Here is a 17,936-nt window from a genome sequence, read left to right as displayed (position 1 = left end):
CAAGTGGCAATGAACGAGCCTGTTCAGCAATCCACCAAGGGCGGACCCTCCGAGATCCGGCGAGCTGCGTCTGTTGCTCAGGAAATGGCATCGGAAATCCGGCTGCACGCGTCTGGCGGGGCTGACCAGAGCCAGCACCTGCTGAACCTGCTGGCCGGCTTGCTTCAATCGCAAGCGGCTACCCCGGCCGATGCGCTGGCATTCGCTGCCACGGCCAACGTGCTACTGCCAGCCGCCGTCGCGTCCATACCTGAAGATGATCGTCTCTTGGCAGATTGCACCATGCTCTTGCTGGAGCGCACGATCGAGACACTGGAGCGAGTTTCCGGTGTTCGGGCTGAAGCGTTCACTGGTAGGGGGCCGGCGATGAATTGAGGGTACAAGGCGCACTCAGGTCGCGATCATATCGTCGGCCACAGAGCCGCAATGTTCTGGCATTCGGCGGCGATGTCGTTCAGGCGCTGCTTTGTCGCCTTTACGCCAGCGAAAACATTGCCGGATGCAACGTCGATCACCTGACAGAAAGACGGATTGACCACGGCAACCCCATAGCCCGCAACATGAAGCCGGCAGTACTCATTCACGGCGGCCGACACGAAACCAGCCGATTCCTCCGTGTGGGGATGCGACTTAGAAAAGTGCAGCTTGAGTGCCCCGATGTATTTCTTTCCCTTCACCGTCGCTCGCAGCACGATCTCCGGTCGCACAGAAATCTCGACGTTGTGGAAGGTCAGCTTCGCCGGAGCGTGAGCGCCCAATTCCGGTTCGGCACCCATAAGATCGATGTCGTCCAGCATCGTGTTGAAACGCTCCAAGGCGTCGATGTTGGCATTTATCCGTCTCGCCGCGCCGATCTTGTCCGATGTCAACTGCGCCAGCGAATGGAGGGTCGTATCCAATGGCGACGGGTCCACCGCGCCGGCAGCCAGATAAGCCGCTACGGCCTCACTCGCTTCCTTGTGATACATGCCCATCTGAAAATCGGGGTCTGGGTACTTCCTATCGTGCAGAATTTTCCTCTGCCTCGCCCCCTTACTGATAATGTACTCCCCAAGCTTGTTCACTGAAATTGACGGTTTGTTAACCACGGCTGCCCACCCTTTGATAAAGGAGACGAATCATGACGTTCCAAGCGGTCGCTACTCTATCGAACCGGGAGAGTTTGTGTATCTGCGAAATAACTGACCATGAGGCCGAGATTGCTCGGCAGGACAATCCGGCCTTCGACCAATTCGGCCTATACCTTGTTGCTATGGACAACCAAGACCCCAAAGCACCAGGTCGGGTTCTAGCCAAATTTGCATCTGAAGATGCTGCCAAGAGCCTTGCCACGTTTTTCCGTGTGCATGGTGCGCTGGAGACTGCATAGTCACGGGATTCGATGAAAACTGAGCGCGCCATATTGATTGGAGCAATCTTGATTGGCGCCTCGATCATCGGCGCCCAGATTCTGGCTCCCTATAAGGTCGCTCCAGGCATGGGCGCAGACGGAAATCTGTTCGCGTGGCGAATGAACTCCATTACCGGCGAGATTCAGATCTGCAACTTGACCATGCAAAACGGGTCGATTGTTACGCACTGTCGATAGACAGCGGACACGAGCACGCCAGGAAATTATTGCTTGAAACCGTCAGCGGGCCCGTGGAGGTCGATTGCGTAAAGATAATACTCTAGTTCGGACGAGCCCTAAAAACAGGGGGATGGAAGTTTAGCCCTGTACTAGGCAGCGTGTGTTGTGGGCAATGCTAGAGTATGACGAAGGCAAGCCAAGTCGCATCATTAGGACTGAGGGCTCCGTCTGGCAGTTCGACAAGGATGGGGGCATTCGTGACGGGCTACACCACGCCGTAGCGTTAGCAATGGACTCTGTGCCTGTAGCTAAGCCCGACAGCACGGTCATTGAGCTTCGGCCGCACGCAGCTATCACCATGACCACAGGGGGTTCGTCGGCGCGGTTCATGCTTTGCCCGGCGGGAAGGATTGCAAGACGCAGAATCCCACTGTCGTCCCCTGACCGGCGGGGGTCGCCTTGTGACCCATCCGCAACAAGATATTGAAATCGTCGCCAGGGGCCATCCAAACCATTTTCCGATTGGGAGGTTCGTTCTAAGTTTTCGTATCGATCGCAAAGGGGCTTGCCATGAAATCGATTCTGCTCGCGACCGCCGCTCTTGTTGCAGCAACCGGCAGCGCATTCGCGGCTGACGTCCTCGCCCAGGAGCCTGTGGCCTCTACGTACAACTGGACGGGGCTCTATGTCGGCGCTCAGGCTGGCTATGAATGGGCGAAAACGGGCTACAGTTTCAGCAATGGAGCGCCAGGCGGAAGTTTCACGCCAAGTGGATTTGTCGGTGGTGTGTACGTTGGCTACAATCATCAGTTCGACTCGCCGCTTGTGGTTGGCCTGGAAGGCGATATCGAATACGCCAATGTCAAAGACAGCTTCAATAATCCCTTCGGCTTCAACAGCGCTGGCAGCGCCGATTTGCGCTGGCAGGGCTCTGTTCGCGCCAGGGTCGGTTATGCCTTCGATCGCTTCCTACCGTACGTCACTGGCGGCGTGGCCTTCGGTAACTTCCGCTTTGAGGGCGGCCCTAACCCGGCGACTTTGATGTCGTGGTCAAAGACCAAAACTGGCTGGACGATCGGTGCCGGTCTTGAATACGCGTTCACTGACAAATGGAGCGCGCGCGTTGAATATCGCTACACTGACTTCGGGACCGCCAATGGAAATCTGGCGCCGGCCTTTTCGACTGTCGTCGAAAGCATGAAGGTGCGGGACCACGCAGTTCGCGTTGGCGTGAGCTACAAGTTCTGACCTGACCGTCTGGCCGCCACATCCAGGATGTCGGCCATGATGTCACCTAGATTGGCATCCCAAAGGGCTTTTCTCCACGCGACATGATCGCGACACGGAAAAGGCCCGGAAGCCGAAGCCGCCGGGCCATCGTCAATAAGAAAACGCCCACCGGTCCGCCCACAGCAGGCGTTAGTTCGGGAGGAGTCAAGGACGGGCATCCCCTATGCCCTGCCGACGACGGTACGCCTCGCTTAGCTGGATAATAAGTGCGCACCAGTTGAAGTGCTGCATATTCGAGTTGCGTGACTTTTCTACCACAGACACAAAAAGCCCGGCCCCATGGCAGCCGGGCCCATGTCAGAAGCGTTTGGCTCGTCAGTTCATTGCCGAGTGCGACTCGCCGAGCCGCCGGTCTTCGATGATGCGGCACTGACAGGCCTCGGCATTGGCGGCGATCTGCTCGGCAAGATCTCTGGCTATCCACAGAAGCCCCGTCACGTCCTTTACCTCGCTCCGCGTCTCATCCGACATGTCGGGAATGCATATATCGAGCGCTTTTTCGGTGATGATGTTGATGAGGGTCGACAGATGCGTGATGTCGCTCTGGAGGTCGTCCAGGTTGTTGGAAGGCCGGGTCATGCTACACCGCCTTTCGCATGGCGAAGAACCGACGCGGCGATCTGCCCGTGCCAATTCGCACCGTGCCGAAATGCGACCTTGTAAATTCCGCCTTTGTCGGCGCTGGTCACGCGATCCCACTCGCCAAGGGCCTGGGCCTTGATGATCAGCCCCTCAATGGTTCGGTCCTCTGCCCTCATGATCGCGGCAATGTGCTTTTCGAGCTTTTCCATGAGTTCGGATTTGATCGGCCATGCGGGGTCGTATTCGGCCTTCGCCTTCTCTTTGAGATCGGCGAATTCGGTCTCGTAGTTGGAAGCTGTGGCCTGCAGCTTTTTCAACCGAGCAAGTTCCTCCTCGGCCTGTAAGTAGTCGGCTGCGTTTCCTTCCTTCTTGGCTTTCCGCAAGCGGCGCTTAGCATGTGCCATCGGCCAATTGAGACCTGAGGCTGTGACCACGATGCGGCGCGGGAATGCCTCCCCTTTGCGCCACAAGGAGCCGTAAAGCAGCCCCGGTTCGGGATTGCCGGGCTGATTTCTCTCATACGGCTCGCCGGTACCGGCTACCGTCAACTCGTCGGGCGCTCTCGGCGTTGCGGCGTACCATCGCTTTTCAATTTCACGCACGACACGGGTTGCCACGAGACATTCGTCGACGATGGCCGGCAGATTCGCGCTCAACGCGAGCAACTCGGGGTTTTCAGCCGGAACTGCCGCCGCATTTGACGGAACAGTTGCAGCGGCTGCGGCCGATGCTGCGGCAAGGCCCAGAAGGAGTCGGCGACGGTTCAGGTTGGCAGCGGGCATAGCTTCGCCGGCTGCCTGAACGATGGTGTTCGGCATTGATGTTCTCCAGTTGGTGAGTGGTTAGAGCGGGTTTAGTTCGGGCAGATCGTCGAAACAGGGGCCGGTGTCGGTCGGCGTGAAGCAGCCCTCACAGATGTAATCGGGAGTCTCAATTCCGCAGTCGCAAGCCACGCGCAGACCTTCGGTCGCGCCGCAGTATGGGCATTCGATCTTGCTGCGCATCTGCTCATTCTCCCCATGCGTAAGATGATTTGGCGAAGGCCATACCGCGCGCTTCCATTTCGGCCTCCGCCTCGCTGATGCGGCGCACGTGTCCGAGGTAGAGCGAAAGCTCCCACGGAAGGCGCTTGCAGCACTGCTCGACATAGGCCGGGCGATGCAGGCGGATGGTTGGGGTCAGCATTTCATCGGCCTCGGCGATCACCTTCAGGCTCTGCTGCACGAACCGGATCGCCTCACTGACTTCCTGGCTGGAAATGCGCCAAGCCGAAGCAATGCGCTCATCGTGAGCATTGATGGCCGGGGTGAGATCCAGAGACAAGAGAACGGTCATTGCCGTGTGCCTTGAAGTTAATCACGTTGTACGTTACGTATAGTGGACGGATTGCAGAGTGTCAACCGTGGTGATACGTATATTGTACGAAAAGTGACATATGAGAGGTTTTTCGTGATAAACAGCGAGCAGATAAAGGCAGCCCGCGCCCTGACAAGTCTCACTCAAGAGGACGTCGCGGGGGCGGCCGGGCTCTCGGTGCAAACGATCAAGCGCATGGAAGCGCTCGGGACAGGCCGAAGCTCTGCCGACAATGTGATGGCAGTTGAGCGAGCCCTCGAAGCTGCGGGCGTGGTTTTCATTCCGGAGAATGGCGGCGGCGCTGGTGTCAGACTGGCAAAGCCGCGCGTCTAAATGTTCCTATCGGGACAGAGACGAGATACCCGCCACTATCTTGCCATCGCCACCATCGGCAGTCTGCGCAACCGCTGCTATCGTACCCTTCGTCACCTTAGTTCAAGACCATGCCGCTCACGAAAAGTCGCGTCAGACCGATAGTATGATTCATAGGTGCGGTTGCGTGCGTCATTATAGAACGTCGAATATACCGCATATTCGCCTGTGAACTTAAACACGATGGCGGTTTCATTCTCAGGGGTAAAATTCGCCGATCTGAGTTTGAACACTGATACGTCGTTCATGTCGAATTCTGGTCGCTGCGCGCCGGTTGCGCCAGGGCTCTGATCGTAGCCCGAACAGAAGGCATAGAACCGGCCCAATGCGTGCTCCATCTTCGCCTTAAAGGTCCGGTCCTTTTGCGCTCTAATGGATTTAGTCAGCACCTCGTGATCATAGTCATCGAATAGCTGGTGCGGTTTTTCGCCACCGATTATCGTGCGGCGCAGGATCAGCATTTTTGAAATCTCCATGTACCTCTCGACCACCTGGTCCTCGGAGATTAAAAACATTGCTATCTCGTACGGGACAAAATGTCTGGTCCCGAGCAATTCGAACTCATGGTAGTATTTGAATTTCTGGGTTATCGAATTGAGGTCTGCATTGCGCCGCTCTGGATCGGCAGCGACAATTTCCCTCTGGTATTGCCACGCCTTCTCATAAACGGTGAGCATCATATCCGGGTTCTTTGCAATCAGAATATTCGCCAGCTCGCGGCGCAGGACCTCCAGATAACGGCCTTCTGCATCTTCAACGTTTCGTCGAAGTTCATAAGCAGGCGGCTGCTCCAATTCAGCCTTATGTTTCTTGGATGCCAAAGCCGGTCTCCCGCAGAGCAGACCAACGCAGAAACCGCCTACCAGTCCTATTGCAAGGGGGTCGATCATGTGAGTGTTTCCGGTGAACTGAGCTATTTCTAGCCACGGGATGTCAAAGAGCAACATACTCTCTGGTGATGGCTCGCGCCTCATTGAGGCTGCGGGCCGAGGCGCAGTCGGATAAGGCGAAAAAGGGCCGCTGCTACTTCCGCTCTACATCGCCGCAATCGGCGCTGTGATGCAGTGAATCCTATCAAGTGTCCGAAGGGCAATTGATCGATCCGAAATCCGGGCCGGAAATCCAGTTGCCTGGTGGAATTTATCTCCGCATTAATTGAAATTGCGATATACGGCCGCCTGCGTGGGGGGGGGGGGTACAGATCCCAATTCTAGGAGCGAATACTTGAGCGAAGAAAACGAAACCCAGACCGTCGATCTTGTCGGACTGACGGCAGATATTGTCTCGGCGTATGTCAGCAAGAACGCCGTGCCCGTCTCCGGCCTGTCCGAACTGATCGCCTCCGTTCATTCGTCGCTGTCAGGTATCGGCCCCGCAACCGCACCCGACCAGCCGAAGCAAGAGCCGGCGGTTAATCCAAAGCGATCGGTCTTCCCTGACTACATCATCTGTCTTGAGGACGGGAAGAAGTTCAAGTCGCTGAAGCGTCATCTCGCCGTGCACTACAGCCTGACGCCCGACGAGTACCGGGAGAAATGGGGATTGAAGTCAGACTACCCAATGGTGGCGCCGAACTATGCGGCACAGCGTTCAGAGTTGGCGAAGGCGAGCGGGCTCGGGCGCAAACCCGTTGCAGAGCCGGCAAAGAGCGCCGGGAGGAAGCGCTCGACCAGGTGACTGCGGATCCTTGCCCGTTCTGTACGAGCAATGACGTGCGGCCACATGCAACCGATGAGGGGCCGAGTGGTGGTGCGGTGCGATGACTGCGGCGCGTCCGGCCCGGTCTGCATCGACGAGTTGAACGCCGTCAGAAATTGGAATCGCCGTCCTGCTACACCTGATCAGGATTGGGACTAGGGCCGCAGCTTCATGTTCGCCAAGGTCGTGGCATACCCGGCACCGGGGCGTCGATTGTGAGTGTTTAGTTGATGATCCGGATTCTTGTCGCCGCCGGCGTGAGGCTGCGGAAGGCATGAGCCGCAAGTGTCGCCGACAGTAATAACCCTATATATCCGGCGGGATGCCGGAAGCTACAAATTCGGCTGCATTTACCGAAAGTAGCGCTCCCTCTTGCGAAAATATTAGCTTTAAGAGATGCTTAACTTTAAGCCATGGGAGGGCTGGGGGTATGAGAGTAAGGGTGTTGTTGGCACTCTGTGCCGGTGCCGCGTTGAGTGGCTGTCAAACTGATAATCCAAACGATTACGTTCAGATAGGGTATGGGCCAAGTTTCGACGTGGCGCACGCGCAATGCGACATGCAGAAGCGCTCTGTTGACCAGGGCTATATTGCTATCGGATCCCCCGGCTTTGTAGCCGGCGCCGGAATCGGTAATGCCCTTGGCAATGCGATCAACGAAGACGAGTACATGCGGAACTGCCTCATCATGAGCGGTTGGAAACGCGCACCCCACGGCCAGGGCACCGGGGCCGCTGCCGCCGCCGCTTCGGTCGCCTCTGGGGCTCCGCCAACGCCATATGGTATCGCACGTGCACCGGGAAGCTGGCTGAACACCGCTTTGCTCGATTGGTCGGATGCCAACAAAAAGTGCGTCGCAGGTGACAAAGCAGCGTGCGCCACTCGCGCCAGCCTTGGTGCGAAGCTCAGAGCCGCTGGCATCAAACCGTCTTAGGTCGGCGGGAATGCACCGGCATATTGTTACGCTGTCCCTAGGCGTCGTTCTGGCATTGAGCAACTGCGAAGCATCTGCGCAGTCCTCGGATGAGAGGCAATCTCTTCGGTGAAATAACGTTAGCTGGGGGGCTGAACGAAAAATGGCGGTATCGGCGATACTGCTGGACGCGGCTGGCTGGAACTGGGTTATAGACGCGCTCAAAGCGGGACAGGCTAACCCCAACATCACGAACAATTTGGTCGTGCAGCTTCAATCGCTCGGGGCTCAAACCGTTCTTGTTGAAGACGAATATCTAGACCGGGACTTCACTGAAGCGTTCGCCGCCTACTACGCTCGTCTTTTCAAGCGGCATACGAAGCTATGCAAACGACTGCATTTCTTTCGCGCCGATTTGTCGGCGGTAGTGGGTCTTGTCACACCTTCTGAAATGGCGATCGAACTCGAATTGCAAGGAAGGCCGGCCTACCTAGGCTATGTAATTCTTCGGCCGATCCACGAAGCGCCCCTCGCACAGGCGGTTCTAGAAACGCCACCATCGCCAGCCAACTACGAGAGCCACGCGCTTGTCAGAGCAAAATATGACATTCACGTGCTCGGCGCCGAACTCTCGATCCACGCACTTCCCATGACTCAGCAAGATCAGCGGATTGGAGCTTGCGCTCAGGCTGCAATCTGGACGGCGAGTAGGCATTTCCATGCTCGTCATAAAGGGCCATGGATATCAACGGTAGGTATCACTGAAGCGGCGATGATGAGGGAGTCGGAGAGCGTCGCATCGACCATCCCCAATGGTTCCGAGTTCTTGAGCCTCAATGGGATGGTATCGGCGCTCCGGGCTGGAGGGCGCATGCCTCTGACCTACATAGCAAACGGTGGGAACAACGCACCAGTGTGGCAAGGCATCAGGCCCGCAGATGTGATCAATAGATACGTTGATTCGGGCATTCCGGTCATCGTGGGGCTTGGATACATGGGCGCCGATATTGGGCACGCAGTCGTAGCATCAGGCCAAGTGTTTGATCATAATTCGCCGGCGGCTGGAGCGCTTCCGCCGCAACCGACCAGAGCGGAATTTTGCTCCGCTTTCTACGTGAACGACGACCAGCAAGGCCCAAACCTCCGCATGCCGATCGTTGCTGGAGGTGCGATTGGTGAGACACCCTATAGCGTGCGCGGAAATGTTCATTTCTTGATCATCCCGCTGCCGGACAAAGTGTTTGTCCCAGCTGAGAAGGCAGAGTGGTTTTCGTGGGATCTACTCAATAGCTACGGCGCTGCTTGGGGCAATTTGAAAGGAAACTACGCTCAGAACCTTGGCCACTCTCTTGGGTTGGGCGACCAATTTGTCGCGGCCATGGGCCAGAATGAAGTCATAGCAAGGACCTATCTCACGTACGGTTGGAAATACAAACATCGCCTGCTTCGCAATAATGTAAAGGAAGCCGTTCAATCACTAGCTAGAGCGATCGAACTGCCGCGATATGTCTGGGTGACAGAGTTCGGAACCCTTGCGTCGTTCTCTCCGGCAGACAGGTTTCAGAGGCGGATTTTTGCGCACTGCGTAGTCGACGCCACCGCCAAGAACATGGGTGATGACAGCCGCCTATTCTTCCACGCTCCAGGACTTGCCATCAGCCGGTCGCATGACGGCGGCAACCCGAATGGGCCGTATACCACGCTCACTTCTGCGATCCAGGACGACCAAGTTTACTACCCGAAACTTCGCGGCAACCTCGACTTTGCCGGGTACTAGCTTGCCCCGAGAGCGGCTGACCATCACTGTCGGAGCTCCAGCCGATTAGAGCGACGAATAACGCCGCCGCTTTCCCGCTAAAGCGGTCGAGCTTTTGGCGCTGCTGAACATTGCGATTCCAAAATCGAGCCGCCGAAAATTGGCACGGTACGTGTAGGCAGAGAACAATATTCCAGCGCCCCAAAAACGAGGGTCACAAAGTAGCTAAGTGGGGAAGGAGGTGGGGAAAGCTAAAACTCACGCCGGAAAACGATGTTGGATCAATCACTTAAGGAAATCGTATGGCGGAGAGGGAGGGATTCGAACCCCCGATACCCTTGCGAGTATGCCGCATTTCGAGTGCGGTGCATTCGACCACTCTGCCACCTCTCCGCGAGGTCATGGTCGGCCGTTGCCGGCGCGGCGCACTAGATAACGGCTGACTGCTCCGGTTACAAGGCCCTATTCGTCGGATTTCCGGCTTCTTCGAAAAGGGCCCGCGGCGCGACGGCCAAGCCTCGCCTGCGTGGAGCATAACGCGATCCTGCCACTCATCGGCGCGATGCCACCGGACGACGGATGTCGCCGCCTCGCAAGCGGCGCGGTTCGCGGCGCACCAACAACAGCTCAAGAAACAGCGCTTGCCTTGACTCCAACGCAACCTTCGGTTAGGGACGGCCCGCAATCGGCGTGGAGGCTCTTCCGCGCCGCTTGTTTTTTGAACCCGCAGACTGACAAAAAGACGGCCGAACCGCCTGACGCGGTTCATCGAGGCCGACCGAACAGCGAAAGGCAAAAAATGTTCGCAGTCATTAAAACGGGCGGCAAGCAGTATCGCGTCGCCGCCAACGATCTCCTGAAGATCGAGAAAGTCGAAGCCAAGGTCGGCGATATCGTCGAGATCGGCAATGTGCTCGCGCATGGCGAAGGCGAGAATGTCACCTTCGGCGCGCCGTTCGTCGATGGCGCTCTGGTCACGGCGGAAGTCGTCGAGCAGGGCAAGAACCGCACCGTCATCGCTTTCAAGAAGCGTCGCCGCCAGAATTCGCGCCGCAAGATCGGCCACCGCCAGCTTTTGACCACCGTCAGGATCGCCGAGATCCTGCTGGGTGGCGCCAAGCCGTCGAAGAAGGCCACTGCCAAGCCGGAAGCCAAGGCAGAAGCCAAGGCGGAAGTCGCCGCCGAGGCGAAGGCCGAGACCGCTCCGAAGGAGCCCAAGGCCAAGAAGGAAACCAAGGCAGAGGCCGCTGCCGGCGAAGAGGCAAAGGCCGCGCCGTTGTTCAAGGCGCCGAAGGGCGAGCCGGATGACCTGACCGTGATCAAGGGTATCGGCCCGGTCGCGGCGAAGGATCTCGCCGAGCAGGGCATCATCACCTTCGCGCAGCTCGCCAAGCTCAGCGACAAGGACGTCGCCAAGATCGACGAGCACATGCCGTTCAGCGCCGACCAGATCAAGGACTGGCGCGAGCAGGCCAAGGAACTGGCGAAGAAGTAAGACGAGCCGGCGGCGATCGTCGCCGGTACGCACTTGAAACGGAACGCGAACGCGTTCATAAGACCATTCAAGCGCCCCCAGGGCGCATCGGAGTTAGTTAGATGGCACACAAGAAAGCTGGCGGTTCGTCGCGCAACGGTCGCGATTCGCACTCCAAGCGTCTCGGCGTGAAGAAGTTCGGCGGTGAAGCCGTCGTCGCCGGCAACATCATCATCCGCCAACGCGGCACGACCTGGCATCCGGGCACCAATGTTGGCATGGGCACGGACCACACCCTTTTTGCGCTCGAAGCCGGTGCGGTCACCTTCAACAAAAAAGCCAACGGCCGAACCTACGTATCGGTGAACCCGATTACCAAAGCAGCGGAGTAGCCGGTTCCGCACCATAACACCGGCGCCCATCTCGGGAACCGGTGTCTGGCCAGGCCAGGAAAAGGATCAGGAGAGATGGGCTTGCCCTCTCTCCTTTTTCATTTTTTTCTTGCCCTGGAGGACTAAAATGGTTGCCGAAGCGGAAGATACCGACGACGAAAGTTACGCGATCGATTGCCCGGTGCTCGCCACCGAGCGGCTGGTAATGCGCGCGCCGCGCGACAGCGATCTCGAGCAGCTCGTTGCTCTGGCCGACAACCGGCATGTCGCCGAAATGCTGGCTCGCATGCCGCATCCCTACGGCGAAACCGAGGGCCGCACCTTCCTCGCCATGGCGGCTTCGCGCCGCGCCGGCATCGTCTATGCCCTGACGCTCAAGGACACCGGCACCTTCGTCGGCTGCGCCGGCCTGAACACCACCGATCGCGGGCTGGAGCTCGGCTACTGGATCGGCGAACCGTACTGGAAGCGCGGCTATGCCACCGAGGCAGCGCACGCCCTGGTCGACCTCGCCTTCCAGAGCACCTCGATCCAGGTGCTGCATGCCTCGACCAGGGTGATCAATCCAGCCTCGCGCCGCGTCATCCACAAATGCGGCTTCCAGTATGCCGGCCAGGGCATGCTGAACTCGATCGTCGCCGGCCAGGTGCCGGTCGAGCGCTACCGGTTGGATAGGAAGACGTGGACCAGCCTGCGCAACTGGGTCCATTTTTGACAGTTGCTTCGCAGGGCTAAGCAGCGCCCCTCACCCGGATTGCCCCGAATTGCGAAGGGCAATTCGGGGCAATCCGACCTCTCCCCGAGGGGAGAGGAGTTCGAGGCGCCGATGCCTGCCTCTTCTCCCCTTGGGGAGAAGGTGGCCGCGTAGCGGCCGGATGAGGGGGAGTTCGGAGCTCAGCTCAGTTCAGCCCAGAGCGGCAGGTGGTCGGAGCCGACAGCCTGGCGGTCGGACCACAGGCGCTGCAGCGACCTGGCAAGCGAAGCGCTGGTGAAGATGTAGTCGATGCATTTGTAGCGGCTTTTGTTTTCGGGGCGGTCGGGATCGACCCAGGTGACCAGATCGGCGACGGCGAGACGCTGGGCGATATCGACGGCGAGATCGGCGGTCAGCGGCATGCCGAACTCATGATCCGGGCGGCCGGCGAGTTCGACATATTCGGGTGAGCCCGGCAGCATGTTGAAGTCGCCCATGACGATAAAGGCTTCCGGATAAGGCAGGTCCGGCAGGCCGATTTCGGGAATGCCCGACAGGCCGCCGCCTTCCAGCGTGTAATTCAGAAGGCGCTGGCGCAGGAAACGGATCTGGTTCTGGCGCTCGACCGGGCTGCGATGGTCGAGATGGGTGGAATAGAAGCGGATGAAGCCGAGCGGCGTCTCGATCAGCGCTTCGAGCGCGCCGCGCTGGAAGTTCATCGCCTCGAGGCTGCGGCTGCGCGGCAAAAGGAGATTGCGCGACAAATGAATGGGCGTCTTCGACAGCACCATGTTGCCGAGCTGGAAGCTGGTCGAGATGGCGCGGCCGTTCTCCAGGCGCGAGCCGATGTTGACCTCGAAATTGCTGCCATAGGCGGCAAAATAATCGGGCAGCGCCTCGCCGATCTCGGCGACCATGTCGCGACCGCCGTTGCGCGGGTTGTTGCGGGTCACCTCCTGCAGCGCGATCACATCGGCGCCGCGCACGGCGTCGGCGATGCGGCCGACATCGTATTTGCCGTCGAGGCCGATGCCGTACTGGATGTTGTAGGAAACGATCTTCATTCCCGCGCCCCTCAGTCACGCCCCGCACAGTGCTACCGCGTCCTTGGCAAAGGGCATCCGGCGCTTTAGTCGCAAATCGGCCTCGCCCTCGGCCCTGCCTTGGTTTAGAGCAATCCCGCAAGCGCAATAGCAGAAACTCGAAACGACGATGAAATTCCTCGACCAGGCCAAGGTTTATATACGCTCCGGCGACGGCGGCGCCGGTTCGGTGTCGTTCCGGCGCGAGAAATTCATCGAGTTCGGCGGCCCGGATGGCGGCGACGGCGGGCGCGGCGGCGATGTCTGGGCCGAAGCGGTCGACGGGCTGAACACGCTGATCGACTACCGCTACCAGCAGCATTTCAAGGCCAAGACCGGCATGCACGGCATGGGCCGCAACATGACCGGCGCCAAGGGCGCCGACATCACGCTGAAAGTGCCGGCCGGCACCCAGATCTTTGCCGAGGACAATGAGACGCTGATCTGCGACCTGACGATTGTCGGCCAGCGCTTCCTGCTTGCCAAGGGCGGCAATGGCGGCTTCGGCAACCAGCATTTCAAGACCTCGACCAACCAGGCGCCGCGGCGCGCCAATCCCGGCCTGCCGGGCGAGGAGCTCAGCGTCTGGCTGAGATTGAAGCTGATCGCGGATGCCGGCCTGGTCGGACTGCCCAACGCCGGCAAGTCGACCTTCCTTGCCGCCGTGACCGCCGCCAAGCCGAAGATCGCCGACTATCCGTTCACGACGCTCTATCCGGGCCTTGGCGTTGCCCGCATCGACGGCCGCGAATTCGTGCTTGCCGACATACCCGGCCTGATCGAGGGCGCGCATGAGGGGGTGGGCATCGGTGACCGCTTCCTCGGCCATGTCGAGCGCACGCGCGTGCTGCTCCATCTCATTTCAGCGCAGGAGGAAAACCCGGGCAAGGCCTACAAGACCGTGCGTGCCGAGCTCGATGCCTATGGCAACGGGCTGACCGACAAGGTCGAGATCGTCGCGCTCAGCCAGATCGACATCCTCGACGCGGATCAGCGCAAGAAGAAGGCCGCTTCGCTGAAACGCGCCGCCGGCCGGGCCCCGATGCTTGTCTCGGCCGTCACGGGTGAAGGCGTCGAAGCCGTGCTGCGCGCGCTGATGGCGGTGGTGGCTGAAGCCCGCGATGCCGTGCCCGCTCCTGTCGAGACGCGCTGGCAGCAATGACGACATCGCTGAAATCATACCGGCGCATCACCGTGAAGATCGGCTCGGCGCTGCTCGTCGATCGCGCGACCGGCCTGAAGCGCGACTGGCTGAGCTCTCTGGCCGACGACATCGCAATGCTCGCCAATGCCGGTGCCGAAGTGCTGGTCGTATCCTCGGGCGCCATCGCGCTCGGCCGTACTATCCTCGGCCTCGGCAAGCGCGCGCTGAAGCTCGAGGAAAGCCAGGCGGCGGCGGCCGTCGGCCAGATCGCGCTCGCCGGCGCCTGGTCGGACGCGCTCGGCAAGGACGGGCTGAAATCCGGCCAGATCCTTTTGACACTTGGCGATACCGAGGAACGCCGCCGCTACCTCAATGCCCGCGCGACCATCTCGACCCTGCTCAAGATGAAGGCGGTGCCGGTCATCAACGAGAACGACACGGTGGCGACGTCGGAAATCCGCTATGGCGACAATGACCGGCTTGCGGCGCGGGTGGCGACGATGATGGGCGCCGATCTTCTGGTGCTGCTCTCCGACATCGACGGACTCTATACGGCGCCGCCGGCCAAGGACCCGCAGGCGAAGTTCATCCCGGTGGTCGACCGCATCACGCCCGACATCGAGGCGATGGCGGGGGCGGCGGCTTCAGAGCTGTCGCGCGGTGGCATGCGCACCAAGCTCGATGCCGGCAAGATCGCCAATGCCGCAGGCACCGCCATGATCATCACGTCGGGCACCAGGCTGTCGCCGCTGATGGCGATCGAACGCGGCGAACGCGCGACGTTCTTCAAGCCGAGCGCCAGTCCGGTGAAGGGTTACAAGACCTGGATCGCCGGGCAGCTCGAGCCGGCCGGCCGGCTCACCGTCGATGCCGGCGCCATCGGGGCGCTGAAGTCGGGCAAGTCGCTGCTGCCGGCCGGGGTGAAGCTGGTCAGCGGCAATTTTTCGCGCGGCGACACTGTGGCGATCCTGTCGCCCGAGGGCCGCGAGATCGCGCGTGGCCTTGTTGCCTATGATGCCGCCGATGCCGTAAGGATCGCGGGCCTGAAGACGGCCGAGATCGAAAATGTGCTCGGCTACGAGGCGCGCTCGGCTATGATCCATCGCGACGACCTTGTGGTAAGCGTTGCCGGCGACCAAGTATTGGCCGACGGCTAGAGTATTGGCCGACGACTGGGCGGAGGATGAACCATGCTGAAGCTGCATGAAAAATCCGGCGAAGATACCGTGGTGCTGATGGCCGATATCGGCCGCCGCGCCCGCGCTGCCGCTCGACCGCTTGCCGTCGCTTCCACCAAAGCCAAGAACGACGCTTTGGCCGCCATGGCCGACGCCATCCTGCGCAACGAGCAGGCCATCCTCGACGCCAACGCCATCGACATGTCGAACGGCGAGGAAACCGGTTTGTCGGGCTCTTTCATGGATCGGTTGAAGCTTGACGCGTCGCGGATCAAGGCGATGGCCGACGGCATAAGCGAGATCGCTACGCTCAAGGACCCGGTCGGCGATGTCATTGCCGCATGGGACCGGCCGAACGGTCTCAATATCGAGCGTGTGCGCACGCCGCTCGGCGTCATCGGCGTCATCTATGAAAGCCGCCCCAACGTGACGGCGGATGCCGGCGCGCTCTGCCTGAAGGCGGGTAATCCGGTCATCCTGCGCGGCGGCTCGGATTCGATCAATTCATCATCGGCGATCCATGCCTGCATGGTCGAAGGGCTGAAGGCGGCCGGCCTGCCGGAAGATGCCATCCAGCTGGTGCCGACCACCGATCGCGCCGCCGTCGGCGAGATGCTGAAAGGGCTTGGCGGCAATCTCGACGTCATCATTCCGCGCGGCGGCAAAAGCCTGGTCGGGCGCGTGCAGACCGAGGCGCGGGTGCCGGTCTTCGCGCATCTCGAAGGCATCTGCCATCTCTATGTCGACCGCTCGGCAAAGCTCGACATGGCGGTGGCGATCGCCGTCAACGCCAAGATGCGGCGCACCGGCGTCTGCGGTGCCGCCGAGACCTTGCTGGTCGACCGCGCGGTCGCCGCCACGCATCTGGTGCCGATCCTGGAAGCGCTTCGCGCTGCCGGCTGTGAAATCCATGCCGACGCCGAGGCGATGAAAGCTTTCACCGACGCCAGCCCGGCGACCGATGCCGACTGGGTGACGGAATATCTCGACGCCGTCATCGCGGTGAAGCTGGTCGACGGCGTCACTGGGGCGATCGAGCATATCGAGACCTTTTCCTCGCACCATACCGAGGCGATCATCGCCGAGGATGCGAGGGCGGTCGAGCGCTTCTTCAATGAGATCGATTCGGCGATCCTCCTGCACAACGCCTCGACGCAGTTCGCCGATGGCGGCGAGTTCGGCATGGGCGCCGAGATCGGCATCGCCACCGGCAAGATGCATGCGCGCGGGCCGGTCGGCGTCGAGCAGCTCACCTCGTTCAAATACCGCGTGCGCGGGTCGGGACAGGTGAGGCCTTGACGTTTGCCGCCAGAGCGTGAGCCTTTGTGCCAAGGCACCCCCCTCCGTCCTGCCGGACCCGGCCCTTCGCTATCGCTCCGGGCGTTCGTCGTTCGGAAAGCCAAGCAATTGGCTTCCCGTCCGCTTCGCGGACCACTCCTCACCCCCCTCAAGGGGGGAGATTGGCAGCTTCGGCGCCGCCGCTCGGCTTGCAACGCTAGCGATTGGCGAAAGTCGCGGCGACATCTGATCTCCCCCCTTGAGGGGGAGATGCCCGGCAGAGCAGAGGGGGGCGCCTAGCACCATGCTTTCCCAACCTGAACAGCCGGTACCCGCCCGCTACCTCAGTATGCCGCACGCCGCCAAGGGCCTGACCGTCGGTCTCTTCGGCGGCTCGTTCAATCCACCGCATGCCGGTCATGCGCTGGTCGCGGAGATCGCGCTCAGACGGCTTGCGCTCGACCAGCTCTGGTGGATGGTGACGCCGGGCAATCCGCTCAAAAGCGTGCGGGAACTGGCGCCGCTCGCCGAGCGGATAGCACTCTCCGAAAAGATCGCCAGGAACCCCAGGATCAAGGTCAGCGCCTTCGAGGCGGCGCAGCACGTGCGCTACACCGCCGACACGCTGGCGCTGGTCAAGGCGCGCAACCCGGGCGTCGATTTCGTCTGGATCATGGGCGCGGACAGCTTGCGGGATTTCCACCGCTGGCAACGTTGGCGCGAGATCGTGCTGACCTTCCCGATCGCAGTCATCGATCGCCCGGGCGCCACGCTCTCCTTCCTGTCTTCGGTGGTCGCCAAGACCTTCGACTATGCCCGTGTCGATGAAGGCGATGCTCCGCTGCTTGCCCGCATGCAAGCGCCGGCCTGGACTTTCATCCACGGGCCGCGATCCTCGCTCTCGTCCACCGCGATCCGCAAGGCGGCAAAGGACTGAGCGCCTCTTCCTTCTCCCCCTGTGGGAGAAGGTGGATCGGCGCGCAGCGCCGAGACGGATGAGGGGTGCTCCAGCTTGGCCAACACGCTCGTCGAAAGCCGCAATCACCAACGTCTCGTTCCGCTGGAACACCCCTCATCCGTCTTGCCTCTTCGCGGCAATCCGCCTTCCCCCACAAGGGGGGGAAGGAAGTCCGGCCATGTCGCTTTTACGGCGGCTT

General features: G+C 60.4%; 21 protein-coding genes and 1 tRNA gene. 14 read left to right on the top strand and 8 right to left on the bottom strand.

What is annotated here, in order from left to right:
* On the top strand, nt 1-375 hold a 375-nt coding region (locus tag ACWGS9_RS19260), incomplete at its 5' end, for a hypothetical protein (protein WP_454506727.1).
* A gap of 26 nt (nt 376-401) precedes the next feature.
* Here the strand turns inward: ACWGS9_RS19260 and ACWGS9_RS19255 are convergent.
* Nucleotides 402-974: a hypothetical protein gene (locus ACWGS9_RS19255; protein ID WP_454506726.1), complete on the bottom strand. Its 573-nt coding sequence runs from the start codon at nt 972-974 to the stop codon at nt 402-404.
* 146 nt (nt 975-1,120) lie between these two features.
* Here ACWGS9_RS19255 and ACWGS9_RS19250 point away from each other — a divergent pair, with 146 nt between their 5' ends.
* Together ACWGS9_RS19250 and ACWGS9_RS19245 are read left to right on the top strand one after the other, a co-directional pair.
* Nucleotides 1,121-1,369 (top strand): hypothetical protein, encoded by a 249-nt coding sequence (locus ACWGS9_RS19250; RefSeq protein ID WP_454506725.1) that lies wholly within the window; start codon nt 1,121-1,123, stop codon nt 1,367-1,369.
* A 771-nt stretch (nt 1,370-2,140) separates the two neighbouring features.
* Nucleotides 2,141-2,818: an outer membrane protein gene (locus ACWGS9_RS19245; RefSeq protein WP_454506724.1), complete on the top strand. Its 678-nt coding sequence runs from the start codon at nt 2,141-2,143 to the stop codon at nt 2,816-2,818.
* A 357-nt stretch (nt 2,819-3,175) separates the two neighbouring features.
* Here the strand turns inward: ACWGS9_RS19245 and ACWGS9_RS19240 are convergent, their stop codons facing one another.
* The 4 genes from ACWGS9_RS19240 to ACWGS9_RS19225 are packed head-to-tail and all read right to left on the bottom strand — an operon-like array spanning nt 3,176 to nt 4,777.
* Entirely contained in the window at nt 3,176-3,439 is a 264-nt protein-coding gene (locus ACWGS9_RS19240) for a hypothetical protein (RefSeq protein ID WP_454506723.1), read from the bottom strand.
* Nucleotides 3,436-4,260 carry a hypothetical protein gene (locus ACWGS9_RS19235; RefSeq protein WP_454506722.1) on the bottom strand — a complete coding sequence of 275 codons (825 nt, stop codon included), beginning with the start codon at nt 4,258-4,260 and terminating at the stop codon, nt 3,436-3,438. The genes ACWGS9_RS19240 and ACWGS9_RS19235 overlap by 4 nt, the downstream gene beginning before the upstream one ends.
* 24 nt (nt 4,261-4,284) lie before the next feature.
* Nucleotides 4,285-4,446 carry a hypothetical protein gene (locus tag ACWGS9_RS19230; RefSeq protein ID WP_454506721.1) on the bottom strand — a complete coding sequence of 54 codons (162 nt, stop codon included), beginning with the start codon at nt 4,444-4,446 and terminating at the stop codon, nt 4,285-4,287.
* 4 nt (nt 4,447-4,450) lie between these two features.
* Entirely contained in the window at nt 4,451-4,777 is a 327-nt protein-coding gene (locus ACWGS9_RS19225) for a hypothetical protein (RefSeq protein ID WP_454506720.1), read from the bottom strand.
* A 42-nt stretch (nt 4,778-4,819) separates the two neighbouring features.
* Here ACWGS9_RS19225 and ACWGS9_RS19220 point away from each other — a divergent pair, with 42 nt between their 5' ends.
* On the top strand, nt 4,820-5,131 hold the full coding sequence (locus ACWGS9_RS19220) for a helix-turn-helix transcriptional regulator (RefSeq protein WP_454506719.1): 312 nt from the start codon (nt 4,820-4,822) through the stop codon (nt 5,129-5,131).
* 92 nt (nt 5,132-5,223) lie between these two features.
* Here the strand turns inward: ACWGS9_RS19220 and ACWGS9_RS19215 are convergent, their stop codons facing one another.
* The gene (locus ACWGS9_RS19215) at nt 5,224-6,060 is read right to left on the bottom strand and encodes a hypothetical protein (protein WP_454506718.1); all 837 of its coding nucleotides are present in this window, start codon (nt 6,058-6,060) and stop codon (nt 5,224-5,226) included.
* A gap of 334 nt (nt 6,061-6,394) precedes the next feature.
* Between ACWGS9_RS19215 and ACWGS9_RS19210 the strand changes: the two genes are divergently transcribed.
* The 3 genes from ACWGS9_RS19210 (at nt 6,395) to ACWGS9_RS19200 (ending at nt 9,558) form a co-directional block, all read left to right on the top strand.
* A complete protein-coding gene (locus tag ACWGS9_RS19210; protein ID WP_454506717.1) occupies nt 6,395-6,847 on the top strand; it encodes a Ros/MucR family transcriptional regulator in 453 nt (150 codons plus the stop codon).
* A 463-nt stretch (nt 6,848-7,310) separates the two neighbouring features.
* Nucleotides 7,311-7,802: a hypothetical protein gene (locus ACWGS9_RS19205; RefSeq protein WP_454506716.1), complete on the top strand. Its 492-nt coding sequence runs from the start codon at nt 7,311-7,313 to the stop codon at nt 7,800-7,802.
* A 142-nt stretch (nt 7,803-7,944) separates the two neighbouring features.
* On the top strand, nt 7,945-9,558 hold the full coding sequence (locus tag ACWGS9_RS19200) for a hypothetical protein (protein WP_454506715.1): 1,614 nt from the start codon (nt 7,945-7,947) through the stop codon (nt 9,556-9,558).
* A gap of 282 nt (nt 9,559-9,840) precedes the next feature.
* On the opposite strand, the gene ACWGS9_RS19195 is transcribed toward ACWGS9_RS19200, so the two are convergent.
* Nucleotides 9,841-9,930 (bottom strand) — tRNA-Ser (locus ACWGS9_RS19195).
* Nucleotides 9,931-10,336: 406 nt separating this feature from the next.
* Here ACWGS9_RS19195 and rplU point away from each other — a divergent pair.
* The 3 genes from rplU to ACWGS9_RS19180 all read left to right on the top strand — a co-directional run bounded on the left by rplU (nt 10,337) and on the right by ACWGS9_RS19180 (nt 12,118).
* Nucleotides 10,337-11,032 carry a 50S ribosomal protein L21 gene (gene rplU, locus ACWGS9_RS19190; RefSeq protein WP_454506714.1) on the top strand — a complete coding sequence of 232 codons (696 nt, stop codon included), beginning with the start codon at nt 10,337-10,339 and terminating at the stop codon, nt 11,030-11,032.
* Nucleotides 11,033-11,133: 101 nt separating this feature from the next.
* A complete protein-coding gene (rpmA, locus tag ACWGS9_RS19185; RefSeq protein WP_112100306.1) occupies nt 11,134-11,403 on the top strand; it encodes a 50S ribosomal protein L27 in 270 nt (89 codons plus the stop codon).
* A 127-nt stretch (nt 11,404-11,530) separates the two neighbouring features.
* The gene (locus tag ACWGS9_RS19180) at nt 11,531-12,118 is read left to right on the top strand and encodes a GNAT family N-acetyltransferase (protein ID WP_454506713.1); all 588 of its coding nucleotides are present in this window, start codon (nt 11,531-11,533) and stop codon (nt 12,116-12,118) included.
* Nucleotides 12,119-12,297: 179 nt separating this feature from the next.
* Here the strand turns inward: ACWGS9_RS19180 and ACWGS9_RS19175 are convergent, their stop codons facing one another.
* The gene (locus ACWGS9_RS19175) at nt 12,298-13,161 is read right to left on the bottom strand and encodes an endonuclease/exonuclease/phosphatase family protein (protein ID WP_454506712.1); all 864 of its coding nucleotides are present in this window, start codon (nt 13,159-13,161) and stop codon (nt 12,298-12,300) included.
* Between the two features lie 148 nt (nt 13,162-13,309).
* On the opposite strand from ACWGS9_RS19175, the gene obgE reads away from it, so the two are divergent.
* From obgE to ACWGS9_RS19155, 4 genes are all read left to right on the top strand, one after another.
* Nucleotides 13,310-14,341, top strand: coding sequence for a GTPase ObgE (gene obgE / locus ACWGS9_RS19170; protein WP_454506711.1), 1,032 nt, complete (start codon nt 13,310-13,312; stop codon nt 14,339-14,341).
* Nucleotides 14,338-15,480: a glutamate 5-kinase gene (gene proB / locus ACWGS9_RS19165; RefSeq protein WP_320309025.1), complete on the top strand. Its 1,143-nt coding sequence runs from the start codon at nt 14,338-14,340 to the stop codon at nt 15,478-15,480. The genes obgE and proB overlap by 4 nt, the downstream gene beginning before the upstream one ends.
* A 33-nt stretch (nt 15,481-15,513) precedes the next feature.
* Nucleotides 15,514-16,800, top strand: a complete 1,287-nt coding sequence (locus tag ACWGS9_RS19160; protein ID WP_454506710.1) for a glutamate-5-semialdehyde dehydrogenase — start codon at nt 15,514-15,516, stop codon at nt 16,798-16,800.
* A 328-nt stretch (nt 16,801-17,128) separates the two neighbouring features.
* Nucleotides 17,129-17,716 (top strand): nicotinate-nucleotide adenylyltransferase, encoded by a 588-nt coding sequence (locus ACWGS9_RS19155; protein WP_454506731.1) that lies wholly within the window; start codon nt 17,129-17,131, stop codon nt 17,714-17,716.
* The last annotated feature ends 220 nt before the right edge of the window (nt 17,717-17,936 follow it).

The sequence above is a fragment of the Mesorhizobium sp. Arg314 genome, from assembly GCF_053714275.1.
Note: the sequence above shows the minus strand (reverse complement) of the source record. Positions and strands in the feature narration are given on the sequence as shown.

What these genes read in the sequence shown, in the direction of transcription:
- ACWGS9_RS19255 (WP_454506726.1), bottom strand. Translation starts at nt 974, where the DNA reads ATGGGCATGTATCACAAGGAAGCGAGTGAGGCCGTAGCGGCTTATCTG.
- ACWGS9_RS19250 (WP_454506725.1), top strand. Translation starts at nt 1,121, where the DNA reads ATGACGTTCCAAGCGGTCGCTACTCTATCGAACCGGGAGAGTTTGTGT.
- ACWGS9_RS19245 (WP_454506724.1), top strand. Translation starts at nt 2,141, where the DNA reads ATGAAATCGATTCTGCTCGCGACCGCCGCTCTTGTTGCAGCAACCGGC.
- ACWGS9_RS19240 (WP_454506723.1), bottom strand. Translation starts at nt 3,439, where the DNA reads ATGACCCGGCCTTCCAACAACCTGGACGACCTCCAGAGCGACATCACG.
- ACWGS9_RS19235 (WP_454506722.1), bottom strand. Translation starts at nt 4,260, where the DNA reads ATGCCGAACACCATCGTTCAGGCAGCCGGCGAAGCTATGCCCGCTGCC.
- ACWGS9_RS19230 (WP_454506721.1), bottom strand. Translation starts at nt 4,446, where the DNA reads ATGCGCAGCAAGATCGAATGCCCATACTGCGGCGCGACCGAAGGTCTG.
- ACWGS9_RS19225 (WP_454506720.1), bottom strand. Translation starts at nt 4,777, where the DNA reads ATGACCGTTCTCTTGTCTCTGGATCTCACCCCGGCCATCAATGCTCAC.
- ACWGS9_RS19215 (WP_454506718.1), bottom strand. Translation starts at nt 6,060, where the DNA reads ATGATCGACCCCCTTGCAATAGGACTGGTAGGCGGTTTCTGCGTTGGT.
- ACWGS9_RS19200 (WP_454506715.1), top strand. Translation starts at nt 7,945, where the DNA reads ATGGCGGTATCGGCGATACTGCTGGACGCGGCTGGCTGGAACTGGGTT.
- rplU (WP_454506714.1), top strand. Translation starts at nt 10,337, where the DNA reads ATGTTCGCAGTCATTAAAACGGGCGGCAAGCAGTATCGCGTCGCCGCC.
- rpmA (WP_112100306.1), top strand. Translation starts at nt 11,134, where the DNA reads ATGGCACACAAGAAAGCTGGCGGTTCGTCGCGCAACGGTCGCGATTCG.
- ACWGS9_RS19180 (WP_454506713.1), top strand. Translation starts at nt 11,531, where the DNA reads ATGGTTGCCGAAGCGGAAGATACCGACGACGAAAGTTACGCGATCGAT.
- ACWGS9_RS19175 (WP_454506712.1), bottom strand. Translation starts at nt 13,161, where the DNA reads ATGAAGATCGTTTCCTACAACATCCAGTACGGCATCGGCCTCGACGGC.
- obgE (WP_454506711.1), top strand. Translation starts at nt 13,310, where the DNA reads ATGAAATTCCTCGACCAGGCCAAGGTTTATATACGCTCCGGCGACGGC.
- proB (WP_320309025.1), top strand. Translation starts at nt 14,338, where the DNA reads ATGACGACATCGCTGAAATCATACCGGCGCATCACCGTGAAGATCGGC.
- ACWGS9_RS19160 (WP_454506710.1), top strand. Translation starts at nt 15,514, where the DNA reads ATGCTGAAGCTGCATGAAAAATCCGGCGAAGATACCGTGGTGCTGATG.
- ACWGS9_RS19155 (WP_454506731.1), top strand. Translation starts at nt 17,129, where the DNA reads ATGCCGCACGCCGCCAAGGGCCTGACCGTCGGTCTCTTCGGCGGCTCG.